The organism is Streptococcus cameli, from assembly GCF_053207365.1.
Genome location: NZ_JBRUIM010000001.1, coordinates 501658 through 520476, shown reverse-complemented (window position 1 = coordinate 520476; position 18819 = coordinate 501658). Strand labels below are relative to the sequence as shown.

Below are 18819 nucleotides of genomic sequence, written 5' to 3'. Positions count from 1 at the left end.
GTTTTTTTTTAATTAGTAAAGCGACCTGTATAATCGATATTTAAATCAAAGAAGGAGCGACCAACCAATAGGTTAGCTTTGGAGGTAAATTGCCATGCCGCTGTATGGTGGTGGTAATTAAGAGAACGCGCCTGTGATACAGACATGCCGTTGATGTATGGATAATGAGCAACCCAAAAATTATTTAAGCCAAACTGATTGGTTTGAATCGGACCAAGAATCCCTAAATTATTGACATCAATCCAGCTCGCTCCTGTATAATGAACAAGATTGGTATAGCCAAGCAAGCGCATTTCTGCTTCCCAAGCTTTCATATTAGCATTGATATTGTTTCTTGTCTTATTTTCTTCAATATCATTGACCATCACCGTATTTGCTGGCAAACCCAATGCTTTTGCAAAGGCTACGAAATAGCGGGCTTCTGCTTGTGCTTCTTTTGCCGATGTAAAATGAGAATAATGGTAAACAGAAACTTTCAATCCTGCTTTCTGTGCATTCCGAACTTGTGATTCAGCAAAAGGATTACGGTAACTTGTTGCTTCTGTTAATTTCACAACAACTCCAGCAACACCTTGTGAGATGAGTTGTTGATAATCGACAACCGACAAATAACCATTATGGCTGCTGACATCAATGAAGGATTGACCTGTTTTCTTTGTGAAAGACAGATTGGTCTGACTAGATCCAAGACCATAACGTTTTCCATTGCTTGTCACATAAAGATGGGCATGGTACAAACCAGTTTCATAGCCATGGTTGGCTGCTCGAATCGTTACTTTATAGCTACCATCTGCTTGTTTATAAGCATCGTACCACTGAATATCATTTTGACCATTCTTATCGCCCCAAACTGGCACTTGGATTTTTTCAATCCCAAATGGCACAAAAAGATCTGACACCACAACATCAAATGTTCCAAAAGTATTGTTCACATTTTCAATAGCAATCTTAGCTTGAGGAGTTTGTTGTGTCCAAACAACATTGGTCTTTGTTTGTGCAACTCCGACCATTGCCCCGCTTGACTCTTTTAAGTAAAGATGAATATGGTAGGTGCCTTGGTCATAAGCATGATGACTTGAATGAACGGTAACTTTGTAAGTGCCGTTAGCTTGTTTTTTTCCTTCGTACCATACAATATCGTCTTGGCCATTTTTATCAGACCAAACAGGAATTAGTACTGTGGACAAGCCGTTTGGACTGACGACATCTGTTACAAGGATATCAAAACTACCAGTGTTCTGATTCTTATTTTGAATGTGCAATTTCGCAGCTGCTTTTTGTCCTGGTAGAGTTGCACTCGTTGCTCCAATTCCTTCTGTTCTACCATTTTCATAGGTAAAATAAAGGTGGGCATGGTAAAGGCCTGTTTCATTCTTATGATCTTTTTTAGAAATAACAACTTTATAGGTACCATTAGCTTGCTTTGTAGCAGTATACCATTTCAAGTCATCTTGGCCATTGGCGGCCGTCCAGACTGGTATCTGAACAGACTGAATAGGAGACGATGATTGAACATTGGTTACCAATACTTCAAAGGTCCCTAATTGTCCATTTATAGAGCCAACACTAATCTTTCCACTGGCCTTATGCTGAAGCGTCGTTTTAGTGGATGCAACTCCTTGCTTTGTGCCATTTGAAAAGGCATAATACAAATGAACATGGTAGAGTCCATTTTGGTTTTTATGATTGGATTTGTGGACTGTGGCTTTATAGGTACCATCTGCTTGTAGTTGTGCCCGATACCAACGAAGATCATCTTGACCTCCAGCTTCGGTCCAGACTGGCACTTGAACTTCAGCCAATGGAAAAGCCGATTGAACATCTGAGATAACAATGTCAAAGCTACCTTTTAAAGTATCCATATTGTTAATGGAAATTTTTCCTTGGTTTGAAAGAGCAATCCTGCTTGCCCCAATGCCTTCTTGTTTTCCATCGGTATATTCATAATACAAATGCACCTGGTAATACCCAGTCCCATTTTTATGGTTTTTCTTGTTAACTGTTACTTTGTAATCCCCATTTGTTTGCTTAACAGCTTCATACCAACGAAGATCATCTTGACCTCCAGTTTCTGTCCAAACTGGTACCTTTACTTTTTTGATAGTAGAAGAACCCTGTACATTTTGGATGATAACATCAAAACTTCCAGTAGTTAAATTCTGATTGGCAAAAGTAATCGTCCCAGTTTTTACAGGCGATAAAGAGACTTTACTAGAGGAAACTCCTTGTTGTTTCCCATTGGTAAACTGATAATATAGGTGGACGTGGTAAGCACCATTTCCATTTTTATGATTTCGTTTATTGATGGTGATTTTATAATTACCATTTGCTTGTCTGGTAGCTTCGTACCAACGAAGATCATCTTGACCTCCAGCTTCTGTCCAAACTGGCACTAAGACTTTTTGAATGGAAAATGGACTACTTATTGAGGAAATAAGGACATCAAATGTTCCATTAGATGGATGGACCTGTTGAAAGGAAATCTTACCAGTTGTACTTAAAGCTGTCGTTGTAGCTGAAATTCCATTTGTTTTGCCACTTCTGTCTTCATAATAGAGATGCACATGGTACAGACCAGTATCTTGTTTATGATTTCGTTTATCAATAGTAACCTTATAAGTCCCATTTGGCTGGCGAGTTGGTTCATACCATCTCAGATCATCTTGACCGCCTGTCTCAGTCCAAACAGGGATTTTTATCTTAGCAATGGCAGAAAAATCCGTAATCTGCGACACTACAACATCAAATGTTCCAGCTTGAAGATTATGATTTGTCACAGACAAATTGGCTCGGACAGCTTCATTTTGAATAGCTACCGAAGTATTTGTATCATCGCTCTGTGCTAGAGTTGATGAAGAAAAACTCGTTGAACGACTTGTTGTCGTACTAGGAGATACTACAACCGTGCTAATTCTAATTTCATGATTTTTTAACATGAAAACCTGATTATCTTCTGACAGTGCTGTCACATTCAAGAAAACTTGCTTCGCCTTAGATGACCATTTTTTATCCAAACGGCCGACAAAGCGACCTGACTCATCTTTTTCTAGAATAATCTTTTCTATATCTGACAAATCAGACTGACTCCAAATCTCTACTTCTACGGATTGGAATGCAATTGTATTTTCAGCAATTAAAAACTGCAAGCCCTCTTCATCTTCTTCCACCATGAATTGACCAGACTTGATAGTTTGATCTTGTGAAACAAGGGAAATCGCCTCGCTTACCATTTCTTCAGCAGAGATAAAACGATTAGAAAAGAGAGAGAAACTTATGCATAAAGCGATAAGTGCAATAACCAATGAACACTTCTTTCGATTCAAAATTTCCTCCTAAATACTTGAAAAACTTCTAGCTGTAACAGTTAGAAGTTTTTTCTTTGACTACTACTTATCTTAACATGCTTAAAACTTCAACAATGCCAAGAAGCTTTCTGCTTCCAAGGAAGCTCCACCTACAAGAGCACCGTCAACATCTGGACAAGCCATGTATTCTGCAATGTTTTCAGGTTTCACAGAACCACCGTATTGTACACGAACTTTGTCTGCAACTTCTTGACCAAAGTCAGCAGCAACAACGTCACGAACGGCTTTACACATTTTTTGTGCATCGTCTTGAGTAGCTGATTTACCAGTACCGATCGCCCAGATTGGCTCGTAAGCAAGTACAGATGATGCTACTTGCTCTGCTGTCAACCCTTTCAATGCTGCAGATACTTGAGCTCCTACAAACTCTTCTGCTTTACCAGCTTCATAAGTTTCAAGAGACTCACCACAACAGATGATTGGAGTCATGCCATTCTTGAAAATAGCATGCGCTTTTTTATTGATGTCTTCGTCTGTTTCATGGAAGTAGTCACGACGCTCAGAGTGACCGATAATAACATATTCTACACCTAAAGCAGCAATGGTTGCTGGGCTGTTTTCACCAGTGTAGGCACCAAAATCTTCAAAATAGCAGTTTTGTGCTGCAACTTTTAATTCAGACTTAGTCATTTTAACACCTTTTTTCATTCCTTCAAGGAAAATCGCTGGTGCACCAATAACAGTTTCTACAACATCATTTGATGGAATAGCATTGGCAACTGCTCCAATAAAATCACGAGCTTCTTTAGCTGTCTTATTCATTTTCCAGTTTCCGGCAATAATTGGTTTACGTGACATTTCACATACCTCTTCTTTTTTATTTTACAGAGTCTATTATAGCATAAGTCAGCGAATTAGGAAAGGCAAAATCTAGCGTCGGTAATCTCCACCCTCAACACCAAGGTATTCTTCTAACGAGAGACCGGATCTGTAAATTTCTGTCGCTTCATTTCCAATGTAACGGATGTGCCAAGCCTCTGCCATGTAGCCCGTAATGTGTTCTTTTCCTGCTTGGTAACGTACAATAAAACCATATTCATGAGCATGGCTAGCTAGCCACGCCACGGCATTGGGTTGGGATAACAATCCTCCTCCTGTGCCAATCACATCAAATGCTAATCCTGTTTGGTGCTCACTGTGTCCAGGACGAGCAGAAAAACGATCTGCCGCTACTTGACCATGAAGATTCACATAATTCCAGTAAAGTCGATTCTGTGTTTCATAACTTCTAAAGCCACTATAGGAATAGGAAATGCCAAAGCCTAGCGTTCTCATTTGATTTGTCAACCTGTTAAATGCTGCTTTAGCACTTGGATTTTCTCCAGGAGCATACTGTCGATTGACAGCATATTTTTTATTGACGATTGGGATTTCCCCATATTTTCCCTGTACGCTATAATAATTGCCATTGTATTGTGGCCCCTTGTAGTGAATATCGACACTTGTTGCACCAATGCCAAGGCGTGATTGGTTAAGAGGTGTCACATAAGCATGGATATGGTATTTGCCTGCTTGGTAACCATGATCTGCAATCTTCACTGTCAAATGATATGTCCCATCAGATCTGCGTGTAGCAGTATACCACCGAATATCATCTTGTCCACCCTTATCAGACCAAACTGGCACTTCGATTTTGCTAATTCCAGTTGGAACATATAACTGAGAGACCACCACATCAAAACTGCCTCTATTGTGATCGACTTGTTGGATCTGGATTTTTCCCTCTGGCTTTGTCTGCTTGATGGAAACAAACTGTTTTGTGGCAGCTATCATCGGTTGCTCCCCGTTGGCTAACTTGTAATAGAGGTGAATATGGTAATCGCCGATACTGTATTTGTGATTCTGAGCTTGAACAGAAACTCTGTACTTCCCATCTGAACTTTTCTGAGCAGTATACCAGTTCAAATCGTCCTGACCATTTACATCTGACCAAACTGGAATGAGAATAGAGGTGATTTCTTGAGGAGCTGAGACCCCCGTCACTACAATATCAAAAGTTCCTTTTTGGTCATCATATCGTTCAATATGGATCTGACCAGTACTCTTTGGAGCCCTCATATCGGTCTGGAATGACTGAACACCATACATTTCCCCTGATTCAACAACATAGTAAAGAATAAATTGGTACTTGCCATACGAATTGGCATGCTCTTTGGCCAAAACGGTTAACTGGTATTGGCCATTTTCTTGTGGTTGTAAATCGTACCACTTCTTATCATCTTGCCCAGCCTCTTTGGACCAGACAGCCATTTTTACCTGTTTGATGGGGGACGAGCTATAAACATTCTTTACTGAAACAGTTAGTTCTCCTGTTTTCTCAGAAACAAGCTCAATATCGCCTTTTACCTCAATCGGATTTTCTTTGGGAAGCGCAGGGTTCTGACCAGTGTTATCTGATACAGAATAAAAAGAAATTCCTTCTTGTCTCCAACCATGATGCACCAGACTAGCATATTCCTTTGTATTCTTTGTGTAGAGATGTCTTCTTAAATAAGGATTGTAAAGCCGATAAATCGGAACTTCACCAAATGAATAAAAGGCTTTGCCTTCTTGTCTCCAACCATGGTGTGTTAAGGTATTGTATTCGTTTAAATTCTTTGTATACAAATGGGTACTTAAGGTCGGATTATAGAGACGGTAGACAATCTCCCCCTGATGTTCCGAAGAGTGCCAAGCCAATCCTTCTTGTCTCCAGCCCTTGGTTGCTAGAATCGAGTATTCATTCGTATCCATGGTATAGAGGTGTACACTAAAAATTGGATGAAAGAGACGATAAACTGCACGAATTGATTCATTTTGTGTTTGTTCTCTGGTCTTAGTCTCTTCTTCGAGTCCCACAGATGATTCAATGGGCTCTTCAGCCACTGTATTGGTATCAGACAGACCTACCTGTACAGTCGGTTCTGTGCTTAGACTTGTACTATCTCTTGGTTCAACTAGAGATGAAGAACTATTGTCAGCTGGCTCTTCTCTTACCATACTACTACTCGTACTTGTTCCATCGATCACAGAAGAGGAGGTCGTTGTCATATTTTCTTCTGCTAAAAAAGCAGTTGGTAAGCTGGCAATTAGTAATGTAAATAGCAGCAAAGTTGTCTGTGTTTTTGAAATGATTTTTTTCATATTTTGCTCCTTTTCTCACTTATTATAGCAAATGAAGCGTTCCCATTCAATCAAAAACTGGTTGACAATGAGATTGTTAAGTGATATATTTATAACAAATAAAGTTACTTATTTCTAACTAAAAGGAGGGGCTATGAAACATCATCAACCTTTTGATCTCAGTGTCAAACTCTACGGACTGACACTTGGTTTTGCACTCGAATTCTATGTAATAGGGCTTTGGCTACTCTTACCAAATAACATCGAAAAATACAGTATCCTTGGCTTTGGTTTTATCTTTGTGACTAGCGGACTCGTCTATTTTGCTCTGAGAAAATCTGGTGAAAGGCCAGACGAGCGTTTCTTTCAGAATCTTCTCAAAGCTGCCAGTATAGTCTTAGCGATGATAATCCTATTCCTTCTAGCATTGGGTATTTTTATCCTTTTTTATCAGAAATTGACACTATCTGCCGGTCTGATTTTTATTGTTCTTGCCGCATTGATTTTTTTATTTGATCTGGTCTTTTTCAGTTTGGAAAAAGAGGGGTATCCCTATGCCTAATATCATCAATCAGTTAAAAGCCGTTCGGAAAAAGCACAAAATGAGCCAGCAAGAACTGGCTCAACTAATTGGCGTCCGCAGAGAAACCATTGTCCATCTTGAAAACGACCGCTACAACCCCTCACTGGAAATGGCTCTTAAGATTGCAGCTGTTTTTCAAGTGTCTATCGAAGACATTTTTCAATTAAAGAAGGAGGTAGCTGCAAACGATGGCTGAATCAAGAAACTGTCAAGAATGCCATCAAACCGATACCATAATCTGCAAAAGTACTGTTTACGGAGCAGTTACTCGGGCAGATAAGAAATTCCCTCTCAAACAAGAACTAATCTACCATGAAATTTGTAAAAATTGTGGTACGATCCTTCGTTCTTATATCAAAAGCCCCTCTCGCTTGTTGTAAGTCTGTCTATCTGACAGACTTTTTTTATACACAAAAAAGTCTCCTACCAATGGTAGGAGACTCCAATTTAAAGTTGTCTGACTTTATAATTGTTAAATTGGGAACGCAATCGAATTAAGCTTCGATTTCTGTAACCATACCTGAACCAACAGTACGTCCACCTTCACGGATAGAGAAAGTAGTACCTTGTTCAACGGCGATTGGGTGGATCAATTCAACGTCGATAGTAACGTTATCACCAGGCATTACCATTTCAGTACCTGCTGGCAATTTGATTGAACCAGTAACGTCAGTTGTACGGAAGTAGAACTGTGGACGGTAGTTGTCGAAGAATGGAGTGTGACGTCCACCTTCTTCTTTAGAAAGGATATAAACTTCACCTTTGAATTTAGTGTGTGGGTTGATTGAACCTGGTTTAGAGATAACTTGTCCACGTTCGATTTCGTCACGTTGTACACCACGAAGAAGGATACCTACGTTATCGCCGGCAAGACCTTCGTCAAGTTGTTTACGGAACATTTCAACACCAGTAACAACTGCTTTTTTCTTCTCTTCTTTGATACCAACGATTTCGATTTCGTCGTTGACACGAACAGTACCACGGTCGATACGTCCTGAAGCAACAGTACCACGACCAGTGATTGAGAATACGTCCTCGACTGGAAGAAGCAATGGTTTGTCAGTATCGCGTTCTGGCTCTTCGATGTACTCATCAACAGTGCTCATCAATTCCATGATGATGTCTTCGTATTTAGAGTCACCTTCAAGGGCTTTAAGAGCTGAACCTTGGATAACTGGAAGATCGTCACCTGGGAAGTCGTATTCTGACAAGAGGTCACGGATTTCCATCTCAACCAATTCAAGCAATTCTTCATCATCAACAAGGTCAACTTTGTTCATGAAGACGATAAGACGTTTAACACCTACCTGACGTGAAAGCAAGATGTGCTCACGAGTTTGTGGCATTGGTCCATCAGTTGACGCAACTACAAGGATCGCACCGTCCATTTGGGCAGCACCAGTGATCATGTTTTTAACGTAGTCCGCGTGTCCTGGGGCATCGATATGCGCATAGTGACGTGACTCAGTTTCGTACTCAACGTGTGCAGTGTTGATAGTGATACCGCGTTCGCGTTCTTCTGGAGCAGCATCGATAGACGCATAGTCTTTAGGTTGGTTAACTGATGAAGGCAAGCGACGTGCTAATACAGTTGTGATCGCTGCAGTCAAAGTAGTTTTACCGTGGTCGACGTGACCGATAGTACCAATGTTTACGTGTGGTTTGCTACGGTCAAATTTTTCTTTTGCCATTTGAGTGAAAGCCTCCAATAAAATATATTTTATAGATAGACCGTAGGCATTACAGTCTAACTTTACCTTACTATTCTATCAAATTATGGCGAAATTGCAAGTGTTTTACTTATTTTTCTACCCATCGACTCCAAAGAGTAGTTTCAGTCAATGGACAAGTACAGTCCTCGTTTCATTTTATACGACCATAGCCTGATACTCTAGTTTCCTTTTTCAAGTTGACGATACGGCCTGATGTATATACTCTGGCCAATAATTAAAGCAAAAATCCACTCTGCATTTTCCAACTGTTGAACATATTCTGCCCATCCAGTTACAATAACCTCAGCAAATCTTGCTTCATCAGTGCTATCATTTTTCGACAAAACCACTCGATGTCTTTGTGTAAATCCCAATCTCTAACTGACCCAGGCTATCCATTCTTTTTCATAATCATCTAGTTGAATTGCCATCACTTCCTTTCTTTACTTATTAAATGATTGATCCCTTCTTTGGTTACAGTTTTGCAAAAAAACTTCGAACAACTGTCGAAGTTTTTTATCTGTGAATTCTTAACCAGAATTCCGTAATCCTGTCGCGATACCATTGATGGTAATGTGAATGAGGCTTTCTTGTTCTGCACTCAATTCACCGCGACGCAAACGGTTAATCAATTCAATCTGAATGTAATTTAAGACATTGAAATAAGGGAGTCGGTAATCTAGACTGGCTTTTAATGCAGGCAATTCTGCCAAGAGATGGTCATTTTGTTCAATTGCCAAAATGATATTTTTGGTCAATTGCCATTCATCTAAAATGGCATAAAAGACCGATTTGACTGCTTCATCTTCACACATTTTAGCATATTCAAAGGCAATATTCATATTGGACTTGGATAACACCATGTCTACATTTGATAAGAGGGATCGGAAAAACGGCCAGTTTTCATACATAGTTTTTAGTTTTTCTAAGTTTTCAGGTGCCTGATCAATGAAGCGTTTGAAACTAGAGCCTACTCCATACCAACCTGGCAACATCACGCGGTTTTGCGACCAAGAAAATACCCAAGGAATAGCACGCAAGCCAGAGATCTCTGTGATGGTTTTACGAGCAGCTGGACGCGAGCCGATGTTGAGACTGGAAACCTCACGAATTGGACTAGCCGTAAAGAAATAGTCGTAAAAATGAGGGTTTTGGAAAACCAATTCACGGTAAATATGGTAACTATCATCCACAATATCATTCATGGTTTCACGGTATCCATCGATTTCTTCTGGATCTGTAATCATCTGGGTAACCATGCGGTCCAAGGTTGCAGATACTAGCATTTCCAAATTGTAATAAGCAGCATCCTTATTCCCATACTTATTCCCAATCACTTCTCCTTGCTCCGTTACACGAATGCGGTCATTGATTGAGCCAAATGGTTGAGAAGTAATGGCATCATAAGATGGGCCTCCACCTCGACCAACCGTTCCACCTCGACCATGGAAGAAGGTAATCTTAACACCGTTTTCTCTTCCGATTCGCGTCAAATCATTTTGAGCCTTGTAGAGGGTCCAGCCAGAAGCAAGATATCCCCCATCCTTATTCGAATCAGAATAGCCCAACATGATTTCTTGGTAGAAATCATTAGTAGCCAACCATTTCTTAACTAGGTCGTAATTCAAGTATTCTGTCATGATCCCACGCGAATTTTCCAAGTCTTCAATGGTTTCAAACAGTGGTACAATCTGGACACGGGCCTTGTCTTTTGTCACCAAACCAACTTCTTTGAGCATAATGGCCAACTCAAACATATCCGACACACTCTCTGTATGTGAGATAATATGTTGTTTGATTACTTGATCGCCGAGTCGGTCTTTCAGCTCACGCGCTACCTGGTAAATTGCCAACTCTTTTTCCAATAAGGCTGATTTTTCCAAATGCGGTGCAGACAAAGGACGAGGATCATTTTCCAGTTGTTGTATCAGAATACGGCATTTTTCTTCCTCAGATAAGGCTGAGTAATCCGAGATAATATTGGCACTCTTGAGCAATTCAGCCACGCAGGCTTCTTGAATACTCGAATCCTGACGCATGTCAATGCTGGCTAAATAGAAGCCAAATACATCAACCGCTTGAAGCAATTCATTGAAATCACCTGTTAATAGAGCTTGACCACCGTTTTCTACTAAGGATTGTTGAATGATCAGCAAATCATTTTTAAACTCCTGCGCAGTACGGTAGCTCATTTGAATGGTTTCCTTGGCTTCTGTACTAGCAGTTGACAAACGATTTTGCAAGAAACGAGCTACAATGCTGGCACTATTTTCTGTGGTACTGATATTGTCAAAGGCTTTCGCATCCGTAAGGTGGTCTAAAATATTGGTTTCTGCTTGAGGGGTTCCGAGTTCAATCAAGGTTTGAACCAGTTTCGACAAAATGTAGCTAAAGGCTTTCCGATACGGCTCGTTTTCACGATAAATCGATTGGTCTTCAGAAAGTTCTGCTAACTGTTCTACTTCTGGACTAATTCCTGTCAAAGTTGTTGACAGAGAGAAGGTCTGGTAAAGCTCAGAGACTTTTTCAATGTAGTAGTTGACAATAACTTCACTCTGAATTGTTGCAGACAAACGAAGTGTTTCAGCTGTGACAAATGGATTCCCATCGCGGTCACCACCGATCCACATACCCATGGTAATTGGAGTAGGATTCGTTAATACTAACCCTTTTTTGGCTGCTAATTGTTTATAGGTCGCAGTTAGTTTGGTCACAGCTGGAATAAGCGAAGTGCTGTAATACTCCATGACATTGGTGATTTCATTTTTAACCTTTAACTTCTTCTCACGCGTAATATCCGTTTGCATAATGATTTCAACATATCGTCTCAAATCTGCATGCCATTTTTCACGATTGACAACTCCCGCCTTCACATCTCGGTATTTACGGAGTAAATCATGGATTTTTTTGGTTAATTCCAAGACTGTTTTACGTTGTACTTGAGTCGGATGAGCCGTTAAAACAGGCACTACATTCAAGTTCTCCAAGATTTCTGAAGCATCTGTACGAACCGATACCATATCAATGGTTGTTGAAATTTTCCCTAAGTAATCTTGGTTGGTATTGTTGTTGTAGTTGATTTCATAAGCTAAGTCCACGTCCTCTGAAATATTGATTAAGAGTGGCAAGATGGCAAAATAGCGTGAAATAACAGCCAATTCATCATTGGTCATCTGTCCAATAATATCCAGTAATTCTTGGTAATGATCTTGAGTAGATAAGTGGGCCAAGGCTAACGTTTTATCAAATATGTCAGACGGAATCATTTGACGAGCAACATCTTGTAAGGTGTCTGTCAAAATCGTAATTTCCTCTTTTATCGTATTTTTAGCATTATAATTTTCTATTGTTTGTTTTGCCACTAGCAATCTCCTTTCGTTAGTGCTTTTTCTTTAATGGAAAAAGGTTTCTTCAATTTCTCTTTCAAGCTTTTTGCGTTTTTCATGGGCATCAATGTTTAGGACAAACCCAATACCAACTGAAATAATCAAGAGACTGCTCCCTCCTTGTGATAGAAAGGGAAAAGTCACTCCTGTTGCAGGAATCAAGCCAGAGATTCCGCCAATATTTACAAAGGTCTGAATCAATAACATTCCAGCAACACCAAAGGCCACCATGGCATTAAAGGCATCTTTAGCCCGCATACCGACATTAATAATGCGAAGGATTAAGAAAAATAAGATAGCTAATATCAGACTAGCTCCAATAAATCCCAATTCTTCAATGGCAATTGAAAAGGCAAAATCGGTATGGGCCTCTGGCAAATAGCCATTCTTTTCAATAGAGTTCCCAAGTCCACGGCCAAACCACCCACCATTGCTCATCGCATAGTAAGAGTTGGCCAACTGCAAACCTGCATTTGTCGCATCTTCAAATGGATTAAAGAAGGCCGAAAAACGCTTTGCAACATAACCAAATACTGGAATCCTTGTCACAACATCCACACCAATAAGACGGATAGAGCCTAAAAGCACTGTCGATGCCGTTACAATGGCCAATAAAATGGTCGAAAACCAACGGTAGCCAATCCCACTAACAGTTACCATGATAACAATAATAAGTGCAATAATGGTCGCATTTCCCAAATCAGGTAGGGTCGCAACAAGTCCGATAAAAACCAAACTAACAATCCGCCAATCATTGAAACGGTTGGGAAGCCACCTTCCTTTTATCAAAGCCCTATAATCATAAACCGCGACTTCTTTTTGCATTTCATAGAATTTATAAGCTAAGTACCAAATGATAATGAGTTTCAAGTATTCAGCAGGTTGTAAACTTATCCTACCAAAGCGAATCCAACCATGAGCTCCATTATAACGAGAAAAAAAACGAGAAGCAATCAAGAGTCCAATTTCAACCAAAACAACCAACTTGATGAAGCCTTTGTTTCGTAAAAAACTCAGTCGCATCCGATACAAAATATAAATGACAACCAGACTAACACCCCAAAATAGAGCTTGATTTCGCACCAGACCAAAGGGATTTAATCCACTTTGAACCTGGCTAGCACTGGTCGTTGAATAAACCATAATCAAGCCAATGATGGATAGCATGATATATGGAATAAAAATGGAATAATTTAAAAAATGGCGCTTATCAATTTTCATCTCTGCTCCTGGATTATCATTTCGAGAATATTTTTACTATTATACCACAATTTCACATTTATTGTCAGAATATTTTTGACAAAAAAAGAACGGTTCCCCATTCTTTTCTTACTTTATTCAAATGTCTCTAAATAAAAGACGATTGTGTCACCCTCAGCGACTGTCATTTCCTCTGCACCTTTTGGCGCTAACTCATCGTTGATGTCATACATCCAATAGGTCTTTTTTGAGACATCTTGGGATACACCATCAATCGCTGTGACCATGCCATTGTCTTCATCAACTTCGTAATTTTCTTCCAAGATATCCATGACAGAATCATCCTTTTCAAAATGAACTGTTTTGGTATCTGTTTTATCCTCAAATTTCACTGTCAAAGTCGCTGTTAGCGCATTGCTATCAACTTCCTTTTCTTCAACAGATGCTGCTGATTGACAAGCAACTAATAAAAATGCAACTACTAAGGTATTAAGGCCTAAAAATAATTTTTTCATGTGGGTAAAATCTCCTAAAAATAGAATCAATAAGGGGGTAAAATAAACCGGTTGACACTGCATGTAGCAGATCAAAACTCAGGCCATTAACCCAAAAAACAAATAGATTTGTTGAAAACTGAAATGAGAGAGGAATACTAATCCAAAAACCATAGGACAAGGTTATCAAGGTTGCAAAGAAACTTTGAATGAGAAGCCAAAATCGTCCAGTTCCAACAAAAGGAACAAAAAGCAGTCTCCAAATACTCATGATGACAAAAAAGCTAAGAATCTGCCATAGAACAACGATACTAAATCCAAAAATCAAACCACTCCCAAAAATCGTCACTCCCATAATTAAAAAAGCATCTACTGCACTCATATAAAAAAGACTAATTAAAAAGAAAGCTGTAATGGGTTTGATATTCGGAAAAGGACCAAATGCTACCCTCAGCACAATACAGAGTGCTGCTAAGATGGCAATTCGACTGATTCGCCTTGCGGTCATTCCTCATCTCCTTCTTCTTTCTACACAGTTAACTCTATCTTATTTCAAGTTGTCTGTCAAGCGGTTCATACTAACCTATTTTTTTGACTTTTTGGAATTGAAAAGGTAAAATATACAAGATAAGAAAGAAATTAAAACCGATTTTTGTATTTGCTTTTTTCTTCCTCTTTGTTGTCACTATTTTATGGACACGAACGAAGGCATTGGAATCAAACCAGCAAATCAAAACCATAGAGAATACCAATGTGACATCAAGTGTCTCTGTTTCAGAAACCAGTACCAGCCCATCTTCATCTGAACCCTACTATATTGAAAACGCTCTAGAAATGAAGCCCATAATTGATGTCTCTGGTTGGCAACTACCGTCTGACATCGATTATGACACCTTATCTAAAAATATATCTGGTGTTATTGTCCGTGTTCAAAGTGGTTCACACACCACAAAAGACAACAACGCTTCTGATAAAAACGGCCTTGATAAATCCTATAAAACCCATATCAAGGAATTCAAAAAACGGGGGATTCCAGTTGCTGTTTATGCCTATGTAACCGGCAATAGCATCAAAAGTATGGAAGAAGAAGCTACTAGTTTCTATAAAGCATCCGCACCTTATAATCCGACCTTCTACTGGTTAGATGTAGAAGAAAAAACAATGGACGATATGAATGCTGGTGTTGAAGCCTTCCGTAAAAAATTAGAAGATATGGGTGCTCATAAAATCGGGATTTATATTGGAACCTATTTCATGGCAGAACACAGTATTGATACGGCAGCCTTTGATTCCGTCTGGATTCCAACTTATGGTACAGACTCCGGTTATTACAATGCTGCTCCCAATACAGATATTGATTACGATTTACACCAATACACTTCTCAAGGTCGATTGAACGGCTTTAAACACGCTCTTGACTTGAACCTCATTACCACTCTAAAAGAGCCAAACGAAGTTTATCAACGCTTGTTTACAAATCCTGAATAAAAAACTTAGCTCCTTAAATGGAGCTTTTTTTCTGCCCGCTTTTTCTAAAAAAGTGCTATAATAGACTGATTAAAAAACTGGAGGAATTCATGGGATCTTTTGTATCACGTATTATTAAAGGAATGATCATTGCACTGGGCTTCATCCTGCCTGGCGTCTCTGGAGGAGTCTTGGCGGCTATCTTAGGTATTTATGAACGGATGATTCGTTTCCTAGCCCATATCCGACAAAACTTCATTGAAAATGTGCTCTTTTTCTTACCTGTTGGTATCGGTGGAATTTTAGGGATCGCTCTCTTTTCTTATCCGGTCGAATTCTTATTGGAAAAATTTCAAGTTCCGGTTCTTTGGGGATTTGCAGGTGCGATTGTCGGAACCATTCCAAGCCTGATGACCGAATCGACCCGTAAAAGCGGACGTGATTTCGCAGAATGGTCTTGGCTAATCGGCACCTTTGTTATTTCTGGCGTCCTCCTATATAACCTCAACAACCTCATCGGGACTATCCCGGCTGGTTTTACAGGCTTTGTCCTAGCAGGTGCCTTAATCGCTCTCGGTGTCTTGGTTCCAGGTCTTAGCCCATCCAATCTGCTCTTGATTTTAGGGCTTTACTCACCAATGCTTAAAGGCTTTAAATCCCTGGATTTAACCGGAACTTTCTTGCCAATTGCAATCGGAGGAGTTTTGGCGATATTGCTTTTTTCAAAAGCCATGGATGCAGCACTTGAAAAATACCATTCACGAGTCTACCACTTTATCATCGGAATTGTTCTGTCCAGTACCCTACTGATTCTCTTGCCAAATCCAAGCAGCTCTGAATCCATCTCTTATACTGGTGCAGGTGTAGGAACGTGGTTGGCAGCACTTGTTTTATTTGTTTTAGGAATTTGGTTGGGACTTTGGATGAGTAAACTCGAGGAAAAATACAAATGAGTAAGAAAAACAAGCTCAAGAAAACCCTGGTCGACCAAATCTTGGACAAGGCCAATATTCCACACGAACCCCTTTCGCTCAATGCCTTTGAAGGACGGTTGCCAGACGGTATTCAAGAAGCGGACATCTTCAAAACCCTTGCACTAATTGGCGATAAAACAGGTCCGCTAATCGGCATTGTACCGATTACCGAACACCTATCCGAGAAAAAATTAGCTGCCGTTTCTGGCAACAAAAAAGTCAGCATGATTCCACAAAAGGACTTGCAAAAAACAACTGGCTACGTACATGGCGCCAACAACCCAGTTGGTATTCGTCAGCGACATGCCTTTCCAATTTTCATTGATCAAATTGCCCTTGAAAAAGGACAACTGATCGTTTCAGCTGGAGAAATCGGCCGTTCGATCCGCATCGATAGCCAACTATTGGCTGACTTTGTCCAAGCTAGTTTTGCCGATTTGTGCCAATAAGAACCCGTATCCATCCAATCGATGGATATTTTTTTGCTCACAGTGCGATCCCAGCTGATTTTTTCCTCAATCTATGATAAAATAGAAAGAACAGACTTTGGAGGAATGAAAAATTTATGTCGAACGAACATATTGAAGAATTAAATGACCAACAGATTGTCCGCCGTGAAAAAATGGCTGCTTTAGCAGAACAAGGAATCGATCCATTTGGAAAACGATTTGAACGAACTGCTGATTCTGGCCAGCTCAAAGAAAAATACGCAGACAAGACCAAAGAAGAATTACATGATTTAAATGAAACAGCGATTGTCGCTGGACGCATGATGACCAAGCGTGGAAAAGGAAAAGCTGGCTTTGCACACTTGCAGGACCGCGAAGGCCAAATCCAAGTATATGTCCGCAAAGACGCTGTCGGTGAAGAAAACTACGAGATTTTTAAGAAGGCTGACCTCGGTGATTTCCTTGGGGTTGAAGGAGAAATCATGCGGACTGACATGGGTGAGTTGTCCATTAAGGCGACTAAATTGACCCACTTGTCCAAAGCACTTCGCCCACTTCCTGAAAAATACCACGGCTTGTCTGATGTGGAAACCATCTACCGCAAACGCTATTTGGATTTGATTTCCAATCGTGAAAGCTTTGACCGCTTTGTGACACGCTCTAAAATCATCTCTGAAATCCGCCGCTACTTAGATGGCCAAGGTTTCCTTGAAGTTGAAACGCCTGTCCTTCACAATGAAGCTGGCGGAGCTGCTGCTCGTCCATTTATCACCCACCACAACGCTCAAGATATCGACATGGTACTGCGGATTGCAACTGAATTGCACTTAAAACGCCTTATTGTCGGTGGAATGGAACGTGTCTATGAAATGGGCCGTATCTTCCGTAACGAAGGAATGGACGCAACACACAATCCAGAGTTCACTTCCATTGAAGTTTACCAAGCTTATGCGGATTACAAGGACATCATGGACTTGACCGAAGCGATTATCCAACATGCTGCAAAAGCTGTTATCGGAGATGGACCAGTTAACTATCAAGGTACAGAGATCCAAATCAACCAACCTTTCAACCGTCTCCACATGGTCGATGCCATTAAGAAGATTACAGGGGTTGATTTCTGGCAAGAAATGACGCTTGAAGAAGCACAAGCTCATGCCAAAGAAAAACACGTGCCACTGGAGAAACATTTCAATACAGTCGGTCACATCATCAATGCCTTCTTTGAAGAGTTTGTTGAAGAAACCCTGATTCAACCAACCTTTGTCTATGGTCACCCAGTTGAAGTATCGCCACTTGCGAAGAAAAACGAAGAAGACCCACGTTTTACAGACCGTTTCGAACTCTTTATCATGACCAAAGAATACGCCAATGCCTTTACCGAATTGAACGACCCAATCGATCAATTGGAACGCTTTGAAGCGCAAGCCAAGGCCAAAGAATTGGGAGACGACGAAGCAACTGGTATTGACTACGACTTCGTAGAAGCCCTCGAATATGGTATGCCACCAACTGGTGGATTGGGGATCGGGATTGACCGCCTCTGCATGCTCCTAACAAACACCACAACGATTCGCGATGTCTTGTTGTTCCCTACGATGAAGTAATCTCGCTTAAAAAACTTGATATCATAAGGTTTTTGGAGATAGAATTGCATAACTTAACAAAAATTTAACAAAAATTATTAAAGTCTTGATAAACCAAAATTAAAAGATTTTAAAACAATAAAAAAACGAACTAAGCTAAACCTAGAAATTTAATTCTAAGTATGTGTTCGTTTTTTTTTATGGAATCTATGAATCTATAATTTTTGTATAACCTGATTTTATAGCTTATTGTTTTAATCAAATTCAAAACGCTCTATTCATAAAACTTTTATAGGTTTCTTTCAATTTATTATCTATTTGATTTAATTAAAGCATAAAAGATTCTATAGATTGGTAATTTCAAATAAAAACGCTTAAGGTACGATTCAAAGAGACGAAGCCGATACTTTTACAGTAAGTGATACTAAAAATACTAATGAGTTATATGGTAACAGTATATAACTCTACAGAAAAGTATAATGGTTTCCTAAAAACATTTGT

16 protein-coding genes are annotated in these 18819 nt (G+C 39.8%); 7 read left to right on the top strand and 9 right to left on the bottom strand.

All coding sequences use genetic code 11. The annotated features are described in order from the left end of the window. Positions 1–8: 8 nt before the first annotated feature. From ACVR1I_RS02680 to ldcB, 3 genes are all read right to left on the bottom strand, one after another. The gene (locus ACVR1I_RS02680) at positions 9–3323 is read right to left on the bottom strand and encodes a GBS Bsp-like repeat-containing protein (protein WP_447442503.1); all 3315 of its coding nucleotides are present in this window, start codon (positions 3321–3323) and stop codon (positions 9–11) included. An 81-nt stretch (positions 3324–3404) separates the two neighbouring features. Further along, positions 3405–4163: a triose-phosphate isomerase gene (gene tpiA / locus ACVR1I_RS02675; protein ID WP_447442502.1), complete on the bottom strand. Its 759-nt coding sequence runs from the start codon at positions 4161–4163 to the stop codon at positions 3405–3407. A gap of 72 nt (positions 4164–4235) precedes the next feature. Continuing rightward, complete coding sequence (gene ldcB / locus ACVR1I_RS02670) at positions 4236–6488, bottom strand: LD-carboxypeptidase LdcB/DacB (RefSeq protein ID WP_447442501.1); 2253 nt, start codon at positions 6486–6488, stop codon at positions 4236–4238. A gap of 133 nt (positions 6489–6621) precedes the next feature. Between ldcB and ACVR1I_RS02665 the strand changes: the two genes are divergently transcribed. From ACVR1I_RS02665 to ACVR1I_RS02655, 3 genes are read left to right on the top strand one after another with little or no spacing between them, the layout of a single operon-like run. After that, a complete protein-coding gene (locus ACVR1I_RS02665; protein WP_447442500.1) occupies positions 6622–7029 on the top strand; it encodes a hypothetical protein in 408 nt (135 codons plus the stop codon). Further along, the gene (locus tag ACVR1I_RS02660) at positions 7022–7246 is read left to right on the top strand and encodes a helix-turn-helix transcriptional regulator (RefSeq protein WP_447442499.1); all 225 of its coding nucleotides are present in this window, start codon (positions 7022–7024) and stop codon (positions 7244–7246) included. The genes ACVR1I_RS02665 and ACVR1I_RS02660 overlap by 8 nt, the downstream gene beginning before the upstream one ends. Continuing rightward, the gene (locus tag ACVR1I_RS02655) at positions 7239–7430 is read left to right on the top strand and encodes a hypothetical protein (RefSeq protein ID WP_447442498.1); all 192 of its coding nucleotides are present in this window, start codon (positions 7239–7241) and stop codon (positions 7428–7430) included. The genes ACVR1I_RS02660 and ACVR1I_RS02655 overlap by 8 nt, the downstream gene beginning before the upstream one ends. Before the next feature lie 114 nt (positions 7431–7544). On the opposite strand, the gene tuf is transcribed toward ACVR1I_RS02655, so the two are convergent. The 6 genes from tuf to ACVR1I_RS02625 all read right to left on the bottom strand — a co-directional run bounded on the left by tuf (position 7545) and on the right by ACVR1I_RS02625 (position 14350). Beyond that, a complete protein-coding gene (tuf, locus tag ACVR1I_RS02650; protein WP_447442497.1) occupies positions 7545–8741 on the bottom strand; it encodes an elongation factor Tu in 1197 nt (398 codons plus the stop codon). A gap of 200 nt (positions 8742–8941) precedes the next feature. Next, positions 8942–9106: a hypothetical protein gene (locus tag ACVR1I_RS02645; protein WP_447442496.1), complete on the bottom strand. Its 165-nt coding sequence runs from the start codon at positions 9104–9106 to the stop codon at positions 8942–8944. A 186-nt stretch (positions 9107–9292) separates the two neighbouring features. Beyond that, entirely contained in the window at positions 9293–12028 is a 2736-nt protein-coding gene (gene ppc, locus ACVR1I_RS02640) for a phosphoenolpyruvate carboxylase (RefSeq protein ID WP_447442998.1), read from the bottom strand. A 126-nt stretch (positions 12029–12154) separates the two neighbouring features. Next, positions 12155–13369: an FtsW/RodA/SpoVE family cell cycle protein gene (locus tag ACVR1I_RS02635; protein WP_447442495.1), complete on the bottom strand. Its 1215-nt coding sequence runs from the start codon at positions 13367–13369 to the stop codon at positions 12155–12157. A 113-nt stretch (positions 13370–13482) separates the two neighbouring features. Next, positions 13483–13863 carry a DUF4430 domain-containing protein gene (locus ACVR1I_RS02630; protein WP_447442494.1) on the bottom strand — a complete coding sequence of 127 codons (381 nt, stop codon included), beginning with the start codon at positions 13861–13863 and terminating at the stop codon, positions 13483–13485. Beyond that, entirely contained in the window at positions 13838–14350 is a 513-nt protein-coding gene (locus tag ACVR1I_RS02625; RefSeq protein ID WP_447442493.1) for a hypothetical protein, read from the bottom strand. The genes ACVR1I_RS02630 and ACVR1I_RS02625 overlap by 26 nt, the downstream gene beginning before the upstream one ends. A 119-nt stretch (positions 14351–14469) precedes the next feature. Between ACVR1I_RS02625 and ACVR1I_RS02620 the strand changes: the two genes are divergently transcribed. The 4 genes from ACVR1I_RS02620 to lysS all read left to right on the top strand — a co-directional run bounded on the left by ACVR1I_RS02620 (position 14470) and on the right by lysS (position 18339). After that, positions 14470–15330 carry a glycoside hydrolase family 25 protein gene (locus ACVR1I_RS02620; protein ID WP_447442997.1) on the top strand — a complete coding sequence of 287 codons (861 nt, stop codon included), beginning with the start codon at positions 14470–14472 and terminating at the stop codon, positions 15328–15330. A gap of 89 nt (positions 15331–15419) precedes the next feature. Further along, positions 15420–16262: a DUF368 domain-containing protein gene (locus ACVR1I_RS02615; RefSeq protein ID WP_447442492.1), complete on the top strand. Its 843-nt coding sequence runs from the start codon at positions 15420–15422 to the stop codon at positions 16260–16262. Continuing rightward, the gene (locus ACVR1I_RS02610) at positions 16259–16732 is read left to right on the top strand and encodes an aminoacyl-tRNA deacylase (protein ID WP_447442491.1); all 474 of its coding nucleotides are present in this window, start codon (positions 16259–16261) and stop codon (positions 16730–16732) included. Before ACVR1I_RS02615 ends, ACVR1I_RS02610 begins: the two co-directional genes overlap by 4 nt. 116 nt (positions 16733–16848) lie before the next feature. Then, complete coding sequence (lysS, locus tag ACVR1I_RS02605; RefSeq protein ID WP_447442490.1) at positions 16849–18339, top strand: lysine--tRNA ligase; 1491 nt, start codon at positions 16849–16851, stop codon at positions 18337–18339. Positions 18340–18819 lie beyond the last annotated feature (480 nt).